This window comes from Pseudomonas sp. OVF7, assembly GCF_030644265.1.
GTDB lineage: Bacteria > Pseudomonadota > Gammaproteobacteria > Pseudomonadales > Pseudomonadaceae > Aquipseudomonas > Aquipseudomonas gorinensis.
Genome location: NZ_CP128996.1, coordinates 1,975,486 through 1,993,713, shown reverse-complemented (window position 1 = coordinate 1,993,713; position 18,228 = coordinate 1,975,486). Strand labels below are relative to the sequence as shown.

Annotated in this window: 19 protein-coding genes; 8 read left to right on the top strand and 11 right to left on the bottom strand. The window is 60.5% G+C overall.

Going from position 1 to position 18,228, the window contains the following annotated elements; all coding sequences use genetic code 11:
- Window positions 1-264: 264 nt before the first annotated feature.
- From QU606_RS09075 to QU606_RS09055, 5 genes are all read right to left on the bottom strand, one after another.
- Entirely contained in the window at window positions 265-2,823 is a 2,559-nt protein-coding gene (locus tag QU606_RS09075; protein ID WP_304998321.1) for a TonB-dependent receptor, read from the bottom strand.
- Between the two features lie 124 nt (window positions 2,824-2,947).
- On the bottom strand, window positions 2,948-3,916 hold the full coding sequence (locus QU606_RS09070; protein WP_304998320.1) for a FecR domain-containing protein: 969 nt from the start codon (window positions 3,914-3,916) through the stop codon (window positions 2,948-2,950).
- Window positions 3,913-4,452, bottom strand: coding sequence for an RNA polymerase sigma factor (locus QU606_RS09065; RefSeq protein ID WP_024073941.1), 540 nt, complete (start codon window positions 4,450-4,452; stop codon window positions 3,913-3,915). Before QU606_RS09065 ends, QU606_RS09070 begins: the two co-directional genes overlap by 4 nt.
- A gap of 534 nt (window positions 4,453-4,986) precedes the next feature.
- The gene (locus QU606_RS09060; protein ID WP_150055164.1) at window positions 4,987-5,859 is read right to left on the bottom strand and encodes a dihydrodipicolinate synthase family protein; all 873 of its coding nucleotides are present in this window, start codon (window positions 5,857-5,859) and stop codon (window positions 4,987-4,989) included.
- 27 nt (window positions 5,860-5,886) lie between these two features.
- On the bottom strand, window positions 5,887-6,669 hold the full coding sequence (locus QU606_RS09055; RefSeq protein ID WP_069075433.1) for an aldolase: 783 nt from the start codon (window positions 6,667-6,669) through the stop codon (window positions 5,887-5,889).
- A gap of 159 nt (window positions 6,670-6,828) precedes the next feature.
- On the opposite strand from QU606_RS09055, the gene QU606_RS09050 reads away from it, so the two are divergent.
- On the top strand, window positions 6,829-7,356 hold the full coding sequence (locus tag QU606_RS09050; RefSeq protein ID WP_150055166.1) for a helix-turn-helix domain-containing protein: 528 nt from the start codon (window positions 6,829-6,831) through the stop codon (window positions 7,354-7,356).
- A 63-nt stretch (window positions 7,357-7,419) separates the two neighbouring features.
- Here QU606_RS09050 and QU606_RS09045 read toward each other — a convergent pair whose 3' ends face one another.
- The gene (locus QU606_RS09045) at window positions 7,420-8,436 is read right to left on the bottom strand and encodes a DUF4917 family protein (RefSeq protein ID WP_304998319.1); all 1,017 of its coding nucleotides are present in this window, start codon (window positions 8,434-8,436) and stop codon (window positions 7,420-7,422) included.
- Window positions 8,437-8,559: 123 nt separating this feature from the next.
- Here QU606_RS09045 and yiaY point away from each other — a divergent pair, with 123 nt between their 5' ends.
- From yiaY to QU606_RS09030, 3 genes are all read left to right on the top strand, one after another.
- On the top strand, window positions 8,560-9,708 hold the full coding sequence (gene yiaY / locus QU606_RS09040) for an L-threonine dehydrogenase (protein WP_024073946.1): 1,149 nt from the start codon (window positions 8,560-8,562) through the stop codon (window positions 9,706-9,708).
- A gap of 96 nt (window positions 9,709-9,804) precedes the next feature.
- Window positions 9,805-10,842: an IS110 family transposase gene (locus QU606_RS09035; protein ID WP_168233670.1), complete on the top strand. Its 1,038-nt coding sequence runs from the start codon at window positions 9,805-9,807 to the stop codon at window positions 10,840-10,842.
- A gap of 895 nt (window positions 10,843-11,737) precedes the next feature.
- Complete coding sequence (locus tag QU606_RS09030; protein WP_024073948.1) at window positions 11,738-12,412, top strand: NAD(P)H-binding protein; 675 nt, start codon at window positions 11,738-11,740, stop codon at window positions 12,410-12,412.
- Between the two features lie 20 nt (window positions 12,413-12,432).
- Here QU606_RS09030 and QU606_RS09025 read toward each other — a convergent pair whose 3' ends face one another.
- Window positions 12,433-12,921 carry a DMT family transporter gene (locus QU606_RS09025; RefSeq protein WP_304998318.1) on the bottom strand — a complete coding sequence of 163 codons (489 nt, stop codon included), beginning with the start codon at window positions 12,919-12,921 and terminating at the stop codon, window positions 12,433-12,435.
- Window positions 12,922-12,989: 68 nt separating this feature from the next.
- Between QU606_RS09025 and QU606_RS09020 the strand changes: the two genes are divergently transcribed.
- The 4 genes from QU606_RS09020 (at window position 12,990) to QU606_RS09005 (ending at window position 15,686) form a co-directional block, all read left to right on the top strand.
- Complete coding sequence (locus QU606_RS09020; protein ID WP_168232400.1) at window positions 12,990-13,916, top strand: LysR family transcriptional regulator; 927 nt, start codon at window positions 12,990-12,992, stop codon at window positions 13,914-13,916.
- 15 nt (window positions 13,917-13,931) lie between these two features.
- Window positions 13,932-14,342, top strand: coding sequence for a fosfomycin resistance glutathione transferase (gene fos / locus QU606_RS09015; RefSeq protein ID WP_069075483.1), 411 nt, complete (start codon window positions 13,932-13,934; stop codon window positions 14,340-14,342).
- Between the two features lie 54 nt (window positions 14,343-14,396).
- Window positions 14,397-15,038 (top strand): LysE family translocator, encoded by a 642-nt coding sequence (locus QU606_RS09010; protein WP_024073952.1) that lies wholly within the window; start codon window positions 14,397-14,399, stop codon window positions 15,036-15,038.
- A gap of 120 nt (window positions 15,039-15,158) precedes the next feature.
- Complete coding sequence (locus QU606_RS09005) at window positions 15,159-15,686, top strand: DUF4142 domain-containing protein (protein WP_024073953.1); 528 nt, start codon at window positions 15,159-15,161, stop codon at window positions 15,684-15,686.
- Window positions 15,687-15,739: 53 nt separating this feature from the next.
- Here QU606_RS09005 and QU606_RS09000 read toward each other — a convergent pair whose 3' ends face one another.
- The 4 genes from QU606_RS09000 to QU606_RS08985 all read right to left on the bottom strand — a co-directional run bounded on the left by QU606_RS09000 (window position 15,740) and on the right by QU606_RS08985 (window position 18,177).
- A complete protein-coding gene (locus tag QU606_RS09000) occupies window positions 15,740-16,165 on the bottom strand; it encodes a low affinity iron permease family protein (protein ID WP_024073954.1) in 426 nt (141 codons plus the stop codon).
- Between the two features lie 111 nt (window positions 16,166-16,276).
- Window positions 16,277-16,777, bottom strand: a complete 501-nt coding sequence (locus QU606_RS08995; protein ID WP_069075482.1) for a methylated-DNA--[protein]-cysteine S-methyltransferase — start codon at window positions 16,775-16,777, stop codon at window positions 16,277-16,279.
- Between the two features lie 101 nt (window positions 16,778-16,878).
- Window positions 16,879-17,211, bottom strand: coding sequence for a hypothetical protein (locus tag QU606_RS08990; protein WP_168232341.1), 333 nt, complete (start codon window positions 17,209-17,211; stop codon window positions 16,879-16,881).
- A 48-nt stretch (window positions 17,212-17,259) separates the two neighbouring features.
- Window positions 17,260-18,177, bottom strand: coding sequence for a LysR family transcriptional regulator (locus QU606_RS08985; RefSeq protein WP_304998317.1), 918 nt, complete (start codon window positions 18,175-18,177; stop codon window positions 17,260-17,262).
- Between the last annotated feature and the right edge of the window lie 51 nt (window positions 18,178-18,228).

Below are 18,228 nucleotides of genomic sequence, written 5' to 3'. Positions count from 1 at the left end.
TATCGCGGGCAAGCCCTAATGCCAGTCAGTTAAGAGATAGAGCGGGCAAACAGGTCACCTGTGGCGAGCGGGCTTGCCCCGCGTTGGGCTGCGAAGCGGCCCCAAAACCAGGCACCGCGGTGTGTCAGTTAAAAACACATCGCCTGTAATGGGGCTGCTCCGCAGCCCAACGCGGGGCAAGCCCGCTCGCCACAACAAGCCCGCTCGCCACAACAGGCCCGCTCTCCACAAGAAGCCCGCTCTCCACAGTTGCAGTGCCAGTCTTCAGAAGAAACGTGTGACGCTGATCTTGGCATCGCGCCCTTTGGTGTAGGCACGATCACCGCTCAGCGCCGGACGGAAGTTGTTGTTGAACAGGTTGTCCACGGTGAAGTTCACCTCGGTGCCTTTCAGGTAAGCCTGTTGCGGTGCCCATTTCGCGAACAGGCCCTGGGTGTTGTAGCGCTTATTGCCATACTGGTCGTAGAACAAGTCGCCGACACTGCTGCCGGGGCCGCCGGAGTATTTGTCGCTGGGCAGGCGAGTGGTTGCGCCGATGAACTGCCCCGTCCACCCCACCTGGGCATCCCAGGCCGGGATGTGGGTCCCCACCACCAGCACCCACTTGGTCGGCGGAATATCGCGGGCCGCCACATCCGGGCCCCAAGGGTTGGTATAGGCACCCTCGTGTTGGCCGGTGGCATAGGCGAACGATGCCGAGCCGAACAGGTAGGTGGAGTTATAGAGCGTTTCGAACTCGAAGCCCTTGATGGTCAGCGCGTCGATATTGCGGTAGTTGGACATCGCCCCCGGTGGGCAAGCGTTGGCAATTGTGCCGCCGTTGATGGCCTGGTTCTGGCAGCCCACGCCCGTGGCCTTGAAGATTTCGTCTTCGACTTTGTTGTGGAACAGAGTGGTGCGCAGTTGCAGGTTGTCATCCTGGGCGATCAGGTTGTCGAAGCGGGTGATGTTACCCAGGGTGATCGAGGTGATGCGCTCCGGGTCGAGGTCGACGCTGGTGGCTGTGCGGTTGCCCAGGCCCTGCACTTCGTATTGCTCGTCGATCACTGGCGCCCGCCAGGTCTGGCTCCAGTTGGCGAACAGGCCGACGTTCGGGGTCACCGTCCAGAACAACGCCAGGCGCGGCGACCAGCCGGTGTAGGTGCGATCGCTGTAGTCATGGCCGACGGCGGGGTCGGGGTTGCTGTAGTACGGTGCATCGTTGGCCTCGCCGCGATTGCGTACATGGTCGTAGCGCAGCGACGGGGTGATCGTCACATCGCCCAGGGTCACGGCGTCCTGGATGAAGAAACTGTTGGTATCCACCTTGCCGTGGGGCATGAAGCCCGGTTGAAAGTGCCCATAGTTGTAGCGTGGCGTGTTGTAGGTGGTGCCTGGCATCCACATCTCGGTTTCGCGGATGTGCTTGCGCAACTGCCCACCGATAGTCACCGCATGCTGCAACGGCCCGGTGTCAAACAGGCTGACGTTACGGATGTCGAGGTTCTTGTCGGTGTAGGACGTGTCCATCTTGCGCCCACCCGTGGCCAACTGGAAAAACGCCGTGGCGTCGCGCTCGTCAGTCTGCTCGGTGTTGGACTGAGAGTACTTGACGGTCAAGTCCACCAGCGGGTTGTCCAAGGGTTGGTATTCATACTTGCCCGACCAGGTGGTGTCGACGGTGTCGCGGTGTGCCAGAAAGCGCTTCAACGCGCCTTCGTAGCCGTAGCGGTTGATGTTGGCCTGGGTCGGCGGTGTCGGGTAGCTCGCGGCGGAAAAGGGTGTCCAGCGATTGCTGTGGGAACGCGAGTACGACAGGCCGAGACTGTGTTCATCGGTGAAGTGTGCATTGACCTTGAACAGCTTGCCGTCCACGTCCTGGGCGGTGTTAGGCAGGCGTTGGGGGTTGATCGGGTACTGGTTGTTCTCATTGGGCAGCTTGGCGGCCACCTTCATGTCACCACCGTCGCGTTGGGTCAGGTAAGCCAGCGCATCGAACCGGCCATCGTCGGTGCGGCCATACACGGCGCTGCTATAGACCTGTTCATGGTCGTTGCTGGAGTAACCGTACTTGAGCATCGCACCGCTGTTGCGACCGTCCTTGAGCAAGTCCGGGGCGTCCTTGGTGGTCATGTTGACCGTGCCGCCAAAACCGCCGTTGCCGGTAAACGGCGAATTGGGGCCTTTCTCGACCTCGATGCTTTTGATCAGCTCGGGTTCGATAAATACCGTGCCTTGCTGGTAGCGCTCGAAGCCGCTCTTGGTGGCACCGTCGACGGTCATCGGTACATCCTCGGCATCGCCGAAACCACGGATGTTGATGGTCTGGCCACCGGGTTTCAGCGAGCCACCCTGGCTGACCCCAGGCAGGGTCTGCAGCAGGCTGGGGATGTTATTGGCTTGGTAGCGGTCGATGTCGGCCTGGCTCAGGGTGGAACGGTTCACGGTGCTGGAGTCGACTTCATTGCCCGTGCCGATCACGCTCAAGGTGTCCAGCTGGATCGCGCCGCTCTGGGTAGTCTTGCCCGCATCGGGGCGTACGACGTAGGTAGTGCCGACCTTGATCAGGGTGAACTCACCAGGGGCCAGCAGGGTGCGGATCGCCACTTCCGGGGTGAAGTCACCATTGAGGGCCTGTGCCTGCACGTTCTTGAGCAGTGTTTCATCGAACAGCAGCTGGATCTTCGTCTGCTGCGCCACCTCGCTCAGTGACGTGGCCAGCGACTGGGCCGGCAGGTGCAGCGTGAACGACTCGGCCTGGGCCGTGAGGCTGAACGCCAGGCAGGTGGCAAGCAGGGTCGGTTGAAGCAACAGGTGCGAAGCGTGGCAAGGCGCGCGAAACATGAAATCCCCCGGGTGGCCAAATAGCCAAAAAGGTGTGCGTATCAAACACAGTCGGGAGGAAGACGGGGCAGGCTAAAAAAACCACACGTGCAAATGCAAAATATTCTCAAGTACGGTTTTTGTATTATTTGCTCGGCTCAATGCTTATCACGCCATCGGCTGAAGCCATGACTTTTACCGGCAGCAGGGCGGGCAGGGCATTGAGTAAGGCGTCTGGATCATTCACATCGAGATTGCCCGAGACCTTCAGGTGTGCCACTGCATTGCTCACCTGCAACGGTGCCTGCGGGCGGTAAAGGCTCAGTTCATCGATCAGGCTGGCCAGCTCGCGGTTGCGGAACGACAGGTGTCCACTGCGCCAGTCGGCCACGTCTTCGGACGTGAGGGGTTGTTGCTGCACGGTGCCCTTGGCGTAGTGGTAGATGGCGCGTTGCTGGGCGCCGAGCAAGGTGACGGCGTTTTTGGCGTCCGGCTCGAAGGCGACCTGGCCATGGGCGACGCCGACCACCAGTTGCTGCGGGCTGCGGCGCACATCAAAAGCCGTGCCCACCACCCGCACATTCGCTTCGCCGGCTTGTACGAACAACGGCCGTTCCTTGTCAGCAGCGACCTCGATATACAACTGGCCCTTGTCCAAATGGATGATGCGTTGGTAGGCGGTGAAGTCGACGCGCAGGCGGGTGTTGGCATTCACATACAAGGTGCTGCCATCGGGCAGGTCCAGGGTACGCACGCCCTTGGCGTGGGCCGCGACCTGGCTGTGATACAACTCGCGCGGTGCACCCAGATGCGTGGCCAGTACGGCACAGAGCACGGCGGCGGCGGCGGCGAGGGCCGGGCGCCAGAAGGCTGGTTTGCGCGGGGGCAGCGCCACGGGTTTGCTCCGTTGCTGCAACTGGGCGAGGTCCGCCCACAGCTGCTCGAATTCGGCATAGGCGCGGGCGTGGGCCGGCACGGCTTGCCAGGCGGCAAAAGCCTTGCGGTCGGCGCGCCCCGCATCGCTACGGTTGCGTGCAAACCAACTGGCGGCTTGGGCATCGATGGCGTCGCTCGCTTCGATGTCCAGGGCGTCGATGTCGCTCAGGCGGTTCATTCGGGCTGCTCCGTGCCGAGGTCGGGTTGAAGGCGTCGCTTGCAATGCAGCAGGGCAAAGGCGATGTGCTTTTCCACCATGCTGGTCGAAATGCCCATGCGCTCGGCGATCTGTACCTGGCTCAGGCCTTCGAAGCGGTGCAGCATAAGGGCTTCTCGCCTGCGCGGCGAGAGCTCGGCGAGGACTTCTTTCAACTGTTCCAGGCGTTGCAGGCGTTGTGCGGCGACCATGGGGTCGTTCTGCTCGTCAATGACCGGCTCGGCATCCTTTTCGGCCTGATCGGCGTGGACGGTTTGTCGTACCTTCTGTTTGCGCCAATGATCGCGCAGCAGGTTGCGCGCCATCTGGAACAGAAACGCCCGTGGCTGCTCGACCTTGGCGCGGTCGCGGTAGTCCAGCCACTGAGTAAAGACATCCTGGGTCATGTCGGCCGCGTCGCTGGCGTTGTCCGTGCGTTTGCGCAGGAAATACAGAATGTCTGCATAAAACCCGCGAAAGGCATCGGCCGACAACGGGTCGGGCTTGGGACGGGACATGGATATCCTTCTTGACGAAGCACGACGTGGAAAAGTCGTGAATTCTATCGAGAATCATTATCATCTGTCTCTATTTAAAATGTGGGAGGGGGCTTGTCAGTCAGTTAAGGAGGAACACTGTAACTGTGACGAGCGAGCTTGTTGTGGTGAGCGCGCTTGTCGTGGCGAGCGGGCTTGCCCTAATGCCGTTCAGTTAAGCGGACATCGCCTTCTGTAGGAGCGAGCTTGCTCGCGAAAAACGTCAACGATAACGCGTGTTTCCTGAATGAACGCGGCGTCTGTGAGTTCTTCGCGAGCAAGCTCGCTCCTACAAAAAAACCTTAACTGAACGGCATTAGGGCTTGCCCCGCGTTGGGCTGCGAAGCAGCCCCAATAAGGCCCCCGAGTTTATCCAGGCATATTGAATCGCCAGGTTTTGGGGCCGCTTCGCAGCCCAACGCGGGGCAAGCCCGCTCGCCACAGGTTACGGTTTGCTCGTTCTATCTCTTAATTGACTGGCACTGGGTCAAGCCCCTCCCACATTGGATCGCGGCGTCAGCGCAGCAATGTTTTCAGCTGTTCGATTCCGGCCTCGCCCAACGGGAATACCGGCAAGCGGGGATCACCCACCTCCAATCCGGTCAAGCGCAACCCTGCCTTGATCGTCGCCGGCAACCCGCCCTTGAGGATGAACTCCAGCAACGGCAACTGCCGATAAAACAGTTCGCGCGCCTTGCCCAGGTCATTGGCCAACACTGCCGCATACAAATCCAGGTTCAGTTGCGGGATCAGGTTTGGCGCCGCCGTGCACCAACCCTTGGCCCCGGCCGCGAAGGCTTCCAGTGCCAACGGGTTGCAGCCGTTGTAGAACGGCACGTCGCTGCGCTGGTGCAACTGGTGCATGCGCTGAATATCCCCGGTGCTCTCCTTGACCATGGTGACGTTGGCGACCTGTTTGATAATGCGCAGGATCAAGTCCACCGACATGTCCGTGCCGCTGGTAGCCGGGTTGTTGTAGAGCATGATCGGCAAACCGATGCTGTCGCCAATCGTGGCGTAGTGGGCGAGGATTTCCGCCTCGCTGAGTTTCCAGTACGAGGCCGGCAGCACCATCACCACATCGGCGCCATGGGCCTCGGCGTAACGCGCGCGGCGTACGGCCTTGGCGGTGGTCAGGTCGGACACGCTGACAATCGTGGGCACGCGCCTGGCGACTTTTTGCAGGCTGTAGGCGCTGACTTCGTCCCACTCGGCCTCGCTCAGATAAGCGCCTTCACCGGTGCTGCCCAAAGGCGCGATGGCATGCACGCCGCTGGCGATCAAGCGGTCGATGGAGCGGCCCAGGGCGTCGAGGTCAATGCGTTGGCCGTCGGTGCTGAATGGGGTGATGGTGTAGCCGATGATGCCGTGAATGGTTGGGCTGGACATGGGAGGTCTCCGGTCGAAAAAGGGCAATCAATTCAGGCAGTCGGCGTGCTTGCGCAGGTTCTGCCGGGCGTAGTAATTGAACGCAGCGCCATGACGCTTGGGCTTTGAGATCCAGTCATGGGCCTCGCGTCCCAATGCCGGCAGGATCGGCTTGAGGGTGCCGGCGGCCATCGCCAGCAATTGCAACTTGGCCGCACGCTCGATCAACTGCGCGATCACGCAGGCTTCCTCGATATTTGCCCCGGTCGACAACTGGCCGTGGTGCGAAAGCAAAATCGCGCGCTTGTCACCCAGTGCCGTGGTGATGATTTCCCCTTCTTCATTGCCCACCGGCACCCCTGGCCAGGCTTCCAGGAACGCGCAGTCCTCGTACAGCGGGCACAGGTCCATATGGGATACCTGCAGCGGCACTTCCAGCATCGACAGGGCGGCGATGTGCGTCGGGTGGGTGTGAATGATGCAGTTCACATCCGGCCTTCCACGGTAGACCCAGGTGTGAAAACGGTTGGCCGGGTTGGGGATGCCGTGGCCTTCCAGCACCTCGAGGTCTTCGTTGACCAGCAGCAGGTTGCTCGCGGTAATTTCGTCAAAGCCCAGGCCCAGTTGCTGGGTGTAATAGGTGCCAGGCGTGGGCCCGCGCGCGGTGATCTGCCCGGCCAGGCCGGAGTCGTGGCCGTATTCGAAGAGGATGCGACATGTGAGCGCCAGCTTTTGCCGGTCGGTCCACGTATTATCCGCCAGGGTGTTTTGCATCTGGATCAGCGCTTGCTTGACCAGTTGGTCTTTGGGGAGCGCTAATGTCTTGGCCATATCGGTGTCCTTTGGGTGGTTCAATGGACGTCGGATTTGCTGGTCCCCCGCTGCTCGCAAGGTCGTTGGGTGAGGCAAATGACACTAAAGATGCTATATGACACTTTGTGTCATTGGCAAGCACAGCTCTTCGCTTTCTGCATGGATTAACCGCAGCGCATGTCTATCCGTTTGAAATTATTGAGAAAAAAACTCGGCGTGACGTTGGAAACCCTGGCCGAAAAATCCGGGATGACCAAGAGTTATCTGTCGAAAGTCGAGCGCGGGCTCAACACACCGTCGATTGCCGCTGCGTTGAAACTGGCCAAGGCGTTGAACGTGAAAGTGGAAGAACTGTTCAGCGAAGACAGCGTCAGTCTCGACAGTTACAGCCTGGTGCGCAGCCATGAGCGGCCCGACACCGCGCCGGGTTATGCGGTGCTGGCCCATCAGGTCAGTGAACGCAGCCTGTTGCCTTTCATCATTTACCCGCCGGCGGAGTTCACCGACAAGACCTTCAAGGAACACGTGGGGGAGGAATTCCTGTTCGTGCATGAAGGCCAGGTGGAAGTGGACTTCATGAATGAACGGGTGATCCTGGAGCGGGGCGATGCCCTGCATTTCAATGCACAGAAGCCCCATCGGCTTCGCTCGGTGGGGGATGTGCAGGCACAGTTGTTGGTGGTGGTGCACAGCGCTGAAGAGTGACCGCGCTGACGGCTTGAAAGGCGATCAATGTGGGCGGGGGGCCAGCTCCGTCCCATAGGTTGCTCAGCGTTCCACCGGTACCGACAGTGCTGGATGACCCAACGGATGCGTGCGCGCCGCAAAAAACTTCAGCTCCACGCCGCTGCCGTCAAACAACTGCGAATACCGCCGCTTCTGCTGGCGAATGAACCCGTCGCTGCGTCCCGACACCGAGATCGCCAGGGTGGTCGGGCTGGCCTGGCGAATCGCATCCACCAGGTGTTTATCCTGCGGCCCCAGGTCGTGGCCGAAGATGCACAGCGCGCCGGCATGGGTGAGCAACTGCTCATAGCAGAACGACAGGTAATCCGAACTGCGGATGGTCTTGAGCTTCTCCTGCACCTTGCCTTCGCTGACGAACAACGGCACATCGTCCAGGGTCTTGATCGTGTTGTTGATCGCGAAACTGCTGAGCAGGGTGCTGTCGGTGCTCGGCAATTTGCGCGCGGTGCCGTCGAGGTTGCGCACCAGGTGCAGGCCGCCGTGCAGGTAGAGAATGCGTGGTGCATCGGTGCGGGTATTGCGCAGGTCGAAGCTGGCGTCGGCGCTGCGGAACAGGTCGTCGATGCCCGGCGTGTGCAGGATCGCCCAGTAGTTGAGCAGGTCGTAGTTGCTGGTGAAGACCGTGGGGTAGGTGGCCAGCTCGGCGTTGATCGTCGCCAGCGTCGACGGCTGCACCAGGCGCCATGGGATGTGCACGGCGTGGATGGTGTTGATCAGCGCTTCCTTGATTGCGTAATAGCGATTGCGCGGCGCCGCCGAGCTGACGGCCAGGGCCTTGTTGACCCGGCTGGTGGTTTTCAAGGCGCCCAGGGCCTGTTCGAAGCTGCGGGTTTGCAGGGCGTCGAACACACTCAGCTCGGATTGGCTCAGGGGTTTTTCTTCGACGGTGCGGGCGTTTTCGAACAGCGAGTCGTAGGCAAAGTCCTCCCAAATCGCCCGGCTGGCGCCGTTGCCGATCAGAATCCCACTGAAGTCGATGGTGCTGCGCAGCGCGCTCCAGTCTTCAAGGTGGGCGTCAATATCCTGGAAATCCTTCATCGCGGTGGGTCTACTCGAAATCGGCTGGACGCAGACTTTATCATGAGCGAGGGTTGATCCTGGTCAAGGTGCACCATGCGCTCTCAGTGGATTCTGTCGGCATAACGCCTCTGAGGATTCGCCATGAGCAGTACCTTCTTCATTCCCGCCGTCAACATCATGGGCACTGATTGCCTCGACGAAGCGATGGTTGCCATCCGCAACTACGGTTTTCGCAAGGCCCTGATCGTCACCGACGCCGGCTTGGCCAAGGCCGGCGTGGCCAGCATGATCGCCGAGAAACTGGCGATGCAGGACATCGACTCGGTCATCTACGATGGCGCCAAGCCCAACCCCAATGTGGAAAACGTCGAGAAAGGCCTGGCGCTGTTGCAGCAAAGTGCCTGCGATTTTGTCGTGTCCCTGGGCGGCGGTTCGCCCCATGACTGCGCCAAGGGTATCGCCCTGTGCGCCACCAACGGCGGGCATATCGGCGACTATGAAGGGGTCGACCAATCCAGCAAGCCGCAACTGCCACTGGTGGCCATCAACACCACCGCCGGCACCGCCAGCGAGATGACCCGGTTCTGCATCATCACCGACGAAACCCGCCACGTGAAAATGGCCATCGTCGACCGCAACGTCACGCCGCTGCTGTCGGTCAACGACCCCTCGCTGATGGTCGGCATGCCCAAGGGGCTTACCGCCGCCACCGGCATGGATGCGTTGACCCACGCCATCGAAGCCTACGTATCCACGGCCGCCACGCCGATCACCGACGCCTGCGCGATCAAGGCCATCGAGCTGATCAGCGCCAACCTGCGCCTGGCCGTACGCGACGGTACTGACAAAGCCGCGCGGGAAAACATGGCGTATGCCCAGTTCCTCGCCGGCATGGCCTTCAACAATGCTTCCCTGGGGTTCGTGCATGCCATGGCTCACCAACTGGGCGGCCTGTACGACCTGCCCCACGGCGTGTGCAACGCGGTGTTGCTGCCCCATGTGCAAAGCTTCAATGCCAGCGTCAGCGCCAAGCGCCTGAGCGATGTCGGCCGTGCACTGGGCGCGGACATCAAGGGGGGCTGTGCGGAAGAGGGCGCCCAGGCTGCCATTGCCGCGATTCGTACATTGGCCCTGGACGTCGAAATCCCAGCGGGCCTGCGTGAGCTGGGGGCCAAGTTGCAGGATATCCCGCTGCTGGCGGCCAATGCATTGAAGGATGCCTGTGGGCTGACCAACCCACGACGGGCTGATCAGCGTCAGATCGAGGAGATCTTCCGCAGCGCATTCTGATCCTTGCTGTGGTAATGGGATGGACGCCCCCTTCCTAACGGCATCTATGTGCCAAAGTTAAAGTGTTACCCACACTTAACGGAAGGGAGCGTCCTCATGAAGCTTACGACTGTTTCGGTTGACTTGGCAAAAGCCCTGTTTCAACTTCACGCGATCGACGAACAAGGAAAAACGGCGCTAAGGAAGCAGCTTAAACGTGAACAAGTTGTACCGTTTTTTGCCACGTTAGAGCCGTGCCTGGTGGGCATGGAGGCATGTGGCGGAGCCCACTACTGGGCAAGAAAACTGCAGGCACTTGGTCATACGGTCAAGTTAATGGCACCGAAATTTGTGAAGCCCTATGTGAAGTCGAACAAAAGCGATGTAGCTGACGCAGAAGCAATCTGTGAAGCCGTTACTCGGCCCAACATGCGCTTTGTGCCGATCAAGACGGTAGAGCAACAAGCTATTCTGGCCGTGCATCGCGCACGGCAGGGATTCGTAAAGGCCAGAACGGCACAAGCTAATTCGATTCGTGGACTTCTTGGAGAGTTTGGCGTGGTCTTGCCGCAGGGCATTCGGCATATTACCGAGCGTTTGCCGGGCATTTTGGAAGATCGTGACAACGCTCTTCCTCGATCTTTGCGCCAACTGATGCAGCGTTTGAGTGAGCATTTCAAAGAGCTGGATCGACAGGTCGTCGAGTTGGAACGGGAGATTCAACAATGGCATCGCAGCAATGAAGACAGTTGCCGCCTGGCAGAAATACCAGGAGTCGGCCCGCTCACTGCAACCGCGCTAGTGGCGTCAGTGGGTGATGCGAAGAATTTCACTAATGGTCGGCAAATGGCAGCATGGCTGGGGTTGGTGCCACGACAACATTCCAGCGGAGGAAAGCCCACGTTGTTGGGGATCAGTAAACGGGGCGATGGTTATTTACGCACTTTGCTGGTTCACGGCGCTCGGTCGGTGGTTCGAGTGGTGGAGAGTAAAACAGATCCTTCGGCGGATTGGCTGAAGGGGTTATTGGCTCGTCGGCACACCAACGTTGCAGTTGTTGCTCAGGCTAATAAAACTGTCCGGATAGCCTGGGCACTATTGGCCCATGGCAGCAAGTTCCGAGCCGACTACACCCCTGATGTAACAGGGGCGTAGCCGGCTCGGTGGAATCAAAAAGTGGTGCGTTAGAGGGAGTATTTCCAAGGTTGCTCAGGCGATCATGACGTGATGGCAAGACAGGTAGGACCGGGATCGGGTAACTCTGCTCCGCTCACAGCGCTTCGAGCGCGTTGTGGTGATAAGAGCCCGATCAGCGAATTCCATCAGGGACAGAGGCATAGCCTCACTTAAAGTCCGGATGTATGGCTGCAACCTTATCCCGTCTGTGTTTTCACGAATTGAGCGCTTGGCATACTGGGGGCGTCCATGTATGGGCGGGCTTGCCCTAATGCCGTTCAGTTAAGCGTACATCGCCTTCTGTAGGAGCGAGCTTGCTCGCGAAAAACGTCAACGATAACGCGTGTTTCCTGAATGAACGCGGCGTCTGTGAGTTCTTCGCGAGCAAGCTCGCTCCTACACAAAAGCCTTAACTGAACGGCATTAGGGCAAGCCCGCTCGCCACAGGTCACTGTTTGCTCGTTCTATCTCTTAACTGTCACCAGCAGGCTCGCCATGCCCCCACTCATCGTCTTCAGCCGCCCCGTGGGCGCGACGAAGTGATTGAGCATCAACGTCTCTACCCGATACGCCTCTCCCCAACCCGCCATATCGTGCTGCAATCCACTCGAAACGCCCTGCAAAATCAACGGTGCGCGGGTGTTGAACACAATGATCGCCCCATCGCCTGAACCTTGCGCCAATGCCGCGTGCAAATTGCGGCTGATGCCGACTGGGGCAAGGAGGGCCGCGCTGCAAGCAAGGGCGGGGTGGTGGTGCGTTTCAAGAACGGACGATTCCTATTTGGGCGCTAAGCTACTGGCAGCACGCTACAAGCTGTTAGTGTATTCGTCTTTAGCGTGCCGTTGATGGCAGGCCATTGAAGGTAAACCTTATGAGAGTCTTGTTATTCGGTGCCACCGGCATGGTCGGCCAGGGCGTCCTCCGTGAGTGCCTGCTGGCCGCGGATGTGCAGGAAGTCGTGGCCGTCGGCCGCACGCCGCTGGCCCAGGAGCACGGCAAGCTGCATCAGGTGTTGCACAGCGACATGCTGGATTTCCAACCCCTGGAAAACCTGTTGCAAGGTTTTGATGCTTGCTTCTTCTGCCTCGGCGTTTCGTCGGCGGGCATGAATGAAACCAAGTACACCCACCTCACCTATGACCTCACCCTTGTCGCCGCCAGTACCCTGGCTCGGCTTAATCCGCAGATGACCTTTATCTACGTGTCCGGCGCGGGTACCGACAGTTCCGAGGCGGGCAAGTCGATGTGGGCGCGGGTCAAGGGCAAGACCGAGAACGCCTTGCTGCGCCTGCCGTTCAAGGCGGTGTACCTGTTCCGGCCGGGGGTGATCCAACCCTTGCATGGCGTGCGCTCGAAGACGCCGTTGTACCAGTTGTTCTACACGGTGCTCGGGCCGTTGCTGTCGGTGGTGCGTGGGATCAAGCCGGGCTGGGTGGTCAGCACCGAGACCGTGGGGCGGGCGATGCTGGCGGCGGTGCGTAACGGCGCGCCGCAAGCGGTGGTGGAACAGGCCGAGATCAATCGACTGGCTCGCGACACACCCTGAGCCCTGTGCACCCGTGCGGATCAGCCTGCCGTCGCCAGTGCGCGGGCGGGTGTGGCACTGAACTGAATCAACGCCACGCCGCCTATCAACAAGAGCGCTCCCAGCACCCGGGGCGTGGTCAGTTGCCGTTCTACCAGGCCAAACAGGCCAAAGTGATCCAGCAGCAGCGACGCTAGAATCTGCCCGGCCATGGCCAGGGCAATAAACCCCGACGCACCCAGTTTGGGCAGCAGTATCAGTGCCAGCGAGATAAAGCACACACCCAATGCGCCACCGGCCCACATCCACAGCGGTGCCTTGCTGATAAACGCCAGGTTCGGCAACGGCAGGCGCAGTGCGACGATCACCGGCAGCAGCACGATAATGCTCACCAGCAACGACGCCAGCGTCGCCCACAGTGGGTGGCCGAGACCGCGACCGAGGTTGGCATTGATCGCACTTTGAAACGGCACCACCGCCCCGGCAATCACCGCCAATAGCAACAAACCAGCCCAATGCAACGTCGTCATGTCGAATCTCCCAGAGGTTTTGCTGGACTCTAGGCTATTCGTCACGCAAATTTAAATTCCAATTCCTTATGCCAGGCATGCAGCTGATGAATGATCTACGGCGCATCGACCTCAACCTGTTGGTGATCCTCGACGCCTTGCTTGCCGAGCAGCACGTCACCCGTGCGGCGGCGCGCCTGCACCTGAGCCAGCCGGCGGTCAGCCATGCGTTGGCGCGCTTGCGTGATGTGCTCGGTGATCCCTTGCTGGTGCGCCAGGGGGGCACGTTGGTGCCGACTGCCCGCGCGCTGGAATTGGCGACTCCGTTGGCCGAGGCCCTGGCCCAGGTGCAGGCACTGCTGGCACCGAATCAGTTTGACCCGGCCTCGGCCAAGCGTCGGTTTCGCGTGGCGATGTCGGACTACAGCGCGGCGATTTTCCTACCGGGGCTGGTGCGAACCTTGCGTCACGAAGCGCCGGGTATCGACCTGCAGATTGTCCAGGCCAGCCGCGAAGGCATGGTGGAGGGCGTGCTCAATGGCGACCTCGACCTGGCCGCTGGCGTGTTCCCCGACATGCCCGCCGAACTGCGCAGCTCGCCGTTGTTCGAAGAGCATTACACCTGCCTGGTGGACCGCGACAGCCTGCCGGACAGCGGCATCCTCGACTTGCCTACCTACCTGTCGCGGCCCCATGTGTTGCTGGAAATGCGCGGCAGCGGCACGCCGGAAATCGAGCGCGCATTGACGGCGATTCGTGAGCGGCGGCATGTGGCGATCAGCCTGCCGCACTGGGGCGTGGCACCGCAGTTGATTCGCGGCACGGACCTGATCCTGACGGTGTCATCGCGGGGGTTGCTCAACATCGACCATCAGCACCTGCTGACCGTGCCGCCGCCGTTTCCTATTCCCTCGTTTGCCTTTGAGCTGGTGTGGCATGGGCGGCGGGGCGGGGATTCGGGGTTGCAGTGGTTGAAAGACCAAATGCAGGGTGTATTGTCCGAAAACCACCGCTAACAGGGACGAAACAACATGCTCACCGGCCTCAACCACCTGACCCTGGCCGTCACCGATCTGCCTCGCAGCGTCAGCTTCTACCATGGGCTGTTGCAACTGAAGCTGGAGGCCACCTGGGACAGCGGCGCCTATTTGTCATTGCCGGGCCTATGGCTCTGTTTGTCCCTCGATCCTTTACGCGACTCGAATCCGGCGGCCGACTACACCCACGCTGCGTTTACCGTCGCAGCGTCAAATTTCACCGCACTGGTCGAGCGCCTGTGCGCCGCCAACGTACAGGCGTGGCGCGACAACCGCAGCGAAGGCGCCTCGTTCTATTTTCTCGACCCCGACGGCCACAAGCTTGAAGCCCATGTGGGCGACCTGGCCTCGCGCCTGCAAGCCTGCCGCGACAAACCCTATGTCGGCATGAAGTTTTACCCTTAGTACTGGAACGTGCAGAATCCAGCCACCTTCACATCCTCTGTCAGAGTCGCGCCCATGACCCTTTCCTTGCTGTTCGCTGTGCTCGCTTCGGGTTTTATCTACGGGATTACGCCGGGGCCGGGGGTACTGGCCGTATTCGGCATCGGCGCCGCCCGTGGTCGCCGGGCCGGGGCGGGGTTCCTCTGCGGGCACCTGCTGGGCGATGTGCTGTGGTGCAGCACCGCGCTGGTGGCGATTGTCGGCGCGCGGGAAGTCGGCAGCAGCGCGTTCGATGTGCTGGGCGTGCTCAGCGGCCTGTACCTGTTCTGGCTCGGCTGGCGCGCGATTCGGACCCAGCGTCGCAACGGCGATGCCCCCCAGGGCGCGGCGCGCCATCCGTTCTGGCACGGTATTGTGTTCGGCCTGACCAACCCCAAGGCTTACCCGGTGGCCGTGGCGACGTTCACTGCGCTGCTCTCCAGCCGTGCCGAGTTGCTGACGTGGTCGATGCTGCCGTCGTTGATCTTCCTGAGCTTCGTCGGTGGCCTGCTGGCCTATGCCATTCTGATCGGTGTGGTGGGTGCCCAACGGGTGCGCACGGTGTATCAACGCCATGAAATCCTGATCACCCGACTGTGCGGCGTGATGTTCATCGGCTTTGCTATAAACGCCCTGGCCCATGCGTTACCGGGGCTGTTTGGCAGCAAACCGGCTTGAGGTGGCGACGACCGTTCGTCGCAACGGCAAGTTTTTTCTAAACCTTTACCGCCCGGAAAATTCGAATCCAGGGTGGGGTGTATTCCCCCCGCACCTATTTTTGCCCTGGAGGAACCTATCATGAGCCGCATGGCTATCCGGTTACGCACCGCCAGTTTCGCGATGCTGCTGGGCCTCGGCGCCAGCAATGCTTTCGCCCAGTCGCCTGCTGAGTTCATCGAGCAGGCTTCGGCCAAAGGTATGGCCGATATCGAGACCAGTCGCATGGCCCACGCCAAAACCTCGTCCCAGGAAATCAAGGACTACACCATCGAGGTGATCAACGAGCGCACCCTGGCCAACCAACATTTGGCGGCGATTGCCAAGAAGCTCGACTTGCCGGTGGCCCCACGGGAGAAGATCGTCGACAAAGCTGAAACCCTGATGCCCGAACTCAAGGAGGGTGACTCCTTCGACGCCGCCTACACCGCACAACAGGTCAAGGAAAACGAAGAGGCCATCGCCCTGTTCAAGCGCGAAGGCGCCGCGTCCGATGTCCCGGAAATAAAAGCGCTGGTGGATGAAACGCTGCCCAAGCTGGAAGAGCGCCTGCAAAAGGCTCGTGCCCTGGCATCCACCTACGGCAAAGGTCATCAAGGCGATGGTTGAGGCCTTTACTGCTTAGGAAAAACGGCGGTTGGAGCTGATCCAACCGCCGTTTTTCATGCCTGGTTCAAATCGGTCTTGGTGGGGGCCGCATCGTCGGCAGCGTGACCGCAGCTGCTGTTCAGGCTGACGCTGCCGGTTTTGCCAATGCTGCGGTATTCCTGGCGTAGCTTTTCCAGTTCTTTGCGGTCCAGGCCGTCCAGGCTCAACACGGCATTTTGCGCGTCCTTGGACACGCGCAGCAGTTCATCGATCTTGATGTGCAGGATGTCGTTATCGCGGTTTTGCGTGTTTTGGATCAGGAACACCATCAGGAAGGTGATGATGGTGGTCGAGGTATTGATGATCAGTTGCCAGGTGTCGTTGTAGTGGAAATACGGCCCGCTCAGGCTCCACAGGAAAATCAGCGCGACGGCCGCGTAGAACGTCCGGGCACTGCCAGCCCAGCGGGACAGGGATTGTGAGACTGCGGAGAATTTCATGACCGGTTTCCTTAAGGGGAGGTGATGAAGTGATGGACCGCAGCGCAGTGCTGAAATTTCTTTTTACAACTGGTCTCCTGAACAAAGGGGACGTTTTTGCCGCGGCGCGTTTCAGAACACCAGTTCGGCCTGGCCGCCGCCTTCCAGCGCGAGCAAGTATTGCTTGGCCTCCAGCCCGCCAGCGAATCCGGTCAGCCCGCCTGACGCGCCGATCACCCGATGGCACGGAGCAATGATCGAGATCGGGTTGCGACCATTGGCGGCTCCCACGGCACGCACGGCTTTCGGGTTGCCAATCTGCTGGGCGATCTGGCTGTAGCTGCGGGTTTCGCCAAAAGGGATCGTCAGCAATGCCTGCCACACCGATTTCTGAAAATCGGTGCCGGTGAAGTCCAGTTCCAGCTCGAACCGGTGACGGCTGCCGGCGAAGTATTCGTGCAATTGGCGCTTGGTTTCCAGCAACACCGGGTTGTGATTGGCCTCATGCAATTCACCCAGGCGTACGCGGTTGGCGCGCTCGCATTCCCACAGGATGGCGCTGAGCTTGCCATTGCGCGCCACCAGGGTGAGCTCGCCGACGGGGGAGGGCATGAGTGTGTATTCGTAGCGCATGAGTGGGCTCCTCGACAGGCGGCGTTAAAAGGTTCAGCGCTACTGTAGCGCCATCGGCTTGCCTGGAAACTGCGCTTCTTGCGGTCAAATTCGCCTTGAGACTAAAAATTCCAGTAAAGCCAGTTGGCGAAATACGGCCACCAGTAGAGTCGCGCGAGCATGTAGAGCGCCATGAGTACTGAGGCGGTGCTCAGCATGATCCATGAAACGGCATTGAGCAGAGTGACTATCAGCGCGAACATCGTCACGCGTCGACTGGCGTGGTGCCAGGCAAACCTTACGCCATAGGCCGACGCTGCAATCACTCCCAGCGCCAGGAACAGGCCAAAGGGAAATGGCAGCCTCACCCATGAGACCAGGAAGGGCAGAACCAGCACCCAACCGACCACTTGGCGCAGTACAGGTTTGGGGGTGGATTGTTCAGGCTCAAGCATTGCGGGTATCTCACTCTCACGGCTAACGGGTTGACAGTATTACGGTGCTCATTTGTGGGTGCATTCAGACTTTGCTGGCGTTGCAGCTACCTCATCGATCACCGCCATAAAGGCCTGGACCGACAGGTTCGACTCCTCCTTGCGCGTCAGCACCAATAGCTTTGCACGGGCATCCACCTCCACCAGCGGCCGATACGTCACCCCCTTGTTCATCAAACTTTGCGTACAGGCCGGCACCAGCGCCACTCCTTGCCCGGCTGCCACCAGCGCAATGATCGAGGTGATCTGCCGCCCGGTCGGCCCCGCGTACAGGGGCACGCCGTGGTGGCGGTACAACTGCTCGATGGACTGGTTCAGCCCCGAGCCGTAATCGGCCGGGAACAGAATCAACGGAAATGCGCTGAGCCGCGCCAGGCTGATTTCGGCCTGGCTGGCCAGCGGGCTGTCACTCGACACCGCTGCCACCAAGCGTTCCTCGCCCAACGACAGCGCTTGCACCGCGTCGTTTTGCGGCAACAGCCGGCTCAAGCCGATATCCAGCCGCCCGTCGGCCACTTGCGCACCAAGGCTGCCGGAGGCGCATTCCACCAGGGTCAGTTGCACATCGGGAAAGCGCTGGGCAAAGGCCTGGATCGCTTGGCTGAACAGATCCGACAGGGCGATTGAACTCACATAGCCCAACGCCAGTTGCCCGGCCGTGCCCGCAGCCAATTTAGTGGCGATCACTTGTGCCAACTCAACCTGTTCCAACACGCCACGGGCGTAGGGCAGGAACGAGCGGCCCTGGGCGGTGAGCGTCACCGTGCGGCTGGTGCGATCGAACAGCTTGAAGCCCAACTCTGCCTCCAGCGCTGAAATCTGCCGGGTCAACGGCGGCTGGGCGAGGTGCAGGCGCAGGGCGGCGCGGCCGAAGTGCAATTCTTCGGCGACCGTCAGAAAGTAACGCAGCTTGCGTAGGTCGAGCATCCTGGTCCTTGGGTATTGATCGGTCGGAAAACGGTATTGGTCACGATCATG

What these genes read in the sequence shown, in the direction of transcription:
- QU606_RS09065 (WP_024073941.1), bottom strand. Translation starts at nt 4,452, where the DNA reads ATGTCCCGTCCCAAGCCCGACCCGTTGTCGGCCGATGCCTTTCGCGGG.
- QU606_RS08985 (WP_304998317.1), bottom strand. Translation starts at nt 18,177, where the DNA reads ATGCTCGACCTACGCAAGCTGCGTTACTTTCTGACGGTCGCCGAAGAA.
- QU606_RS09035 (WP_168233670.1), top strand. Translation starts at nt 9,805, where the DNA reads ATGAAGCTTACGACTGTTTCGGTTGACTTGGCAAAAGCCCTGTTTCAA.
- QU606_RS09000 (WP_024073954.1), bottom strand. Translation starts at nt 16,165, where the DNA reads ATGAAATTCTCCGCAGTCTCACAATCCCTGTCCCGCTGGGCTGGCAGT.
- QU606_RS09025 (WP_304998318.1), bottom strand. Translation starts at nt 12,921, where the DNA reads ATGACGACGTTGCATTGGGCTGGTTTGTTGCTATTGGCGGTGATTGCC.
- yiaY (WP_024073946.1), top strand. Translation starts at nt 8,560, where the DNA reads ATGAGCAGTACCTTCTTCATTCCCGCCGTCAACATCATGGGCACTGAT.
- QU606_RS08990 (WP_168232341.1), bottom strand. Translation starts at nt 17,211, where the DNA reads ATGCTTGAGCCTGAACAATCCACCCCCAAACCTGTACTGCGCCAAGTG.
- QU606_RS09045 (WP_304998319.1), bottom strand. Translation starts at nt 8,436, where the DNA reads ATGAAGGATTTCCAGGATATTGACGCCCACCTTGAAGACTGGAGCGCG.
- fos (WP_069075483.1), top strand. Translation starts at nt 13,932, where the DNA reads ATGCTCACCGGCCTCAACCACCTGACCCTGGCCGTCACCGATCTGCCT.
- QU606_RS09030 (WP_024073948.1), top strand. Translation starts at nt 11,738, where the DNA reads ATGAGAGTCTTGTTATTCGGTGCCACCGGCATGGTCGGCCAGGGCGTC.
- QU606_RS09020 (WP_168232400.1), top strand. Translation starts at nt 12,990, where the DNA reads ATGCCAGGCATGCAGCTGATGAATGATCTACGGCGCATCGACCTCAAC.
- QU606_RS09070 (WP_304998320.1), bottom strand. Translation starts at nt 3,916, where the DNA reads ATGAACCGCCTGAGCGACATCGACGCCCTGGACATCGAAGCGAGCGAC.
- QU606_RS09050 (WP_150055166.1), top strand. Translation starts at nt 6,829, where the DNA reads ATGTCTATCCGTTTGAAATTATTGAGAAAAAAACTCGGCGTGACGTTG.
- QU606_RS09075 (WP_304998321.1), bottom strand. Translation starts at nt 2,823, where the DNA reads ATGTTTCGCGCGCCTTGCCACGCTTCGCACCTGTTGCTTCAACCGACC.
- QU606_RS09055 (WP_069075433.1), bottom strand. Translation starts at nt 6,669, where the DNA reads ATGGCCAAGACATTAGCGCTCCCCAAAGACCAACTGGTCAAGCAAGCG.
- QU606_RS08995 (WP_069075482.1), bottom strand. Translation starts at nt 16,777, where the DNA reads ATGCGCTACGAATACACACTCATGCCCTCCCCCGTCGGCGAGCTCACC.
- QU606_RS09010 (WP_024073952.1), top strand. Translation starts at nt 14,397, where the DNA reads ATGACCCTTTCCTTGCTGTTCGCTGTGCTCGCTTCGGGTTTTATCTAC.
- QU606_RS09060 (WP_150055164.1), bottom strand. Translation starts at nt 5,859, where the DNA reads ATGTCCAGCCCAACCATTCACGGCATCATCGGCTACACCATCACCCCA.
- QU606_RS09005 (WP_024073953.1), top strand. Translation starts at nt 15,159, where the DNA reads ATGAGCCGCATGGCTATCCGGTTACGCACCGCCAGTTTCGCGATGCTG.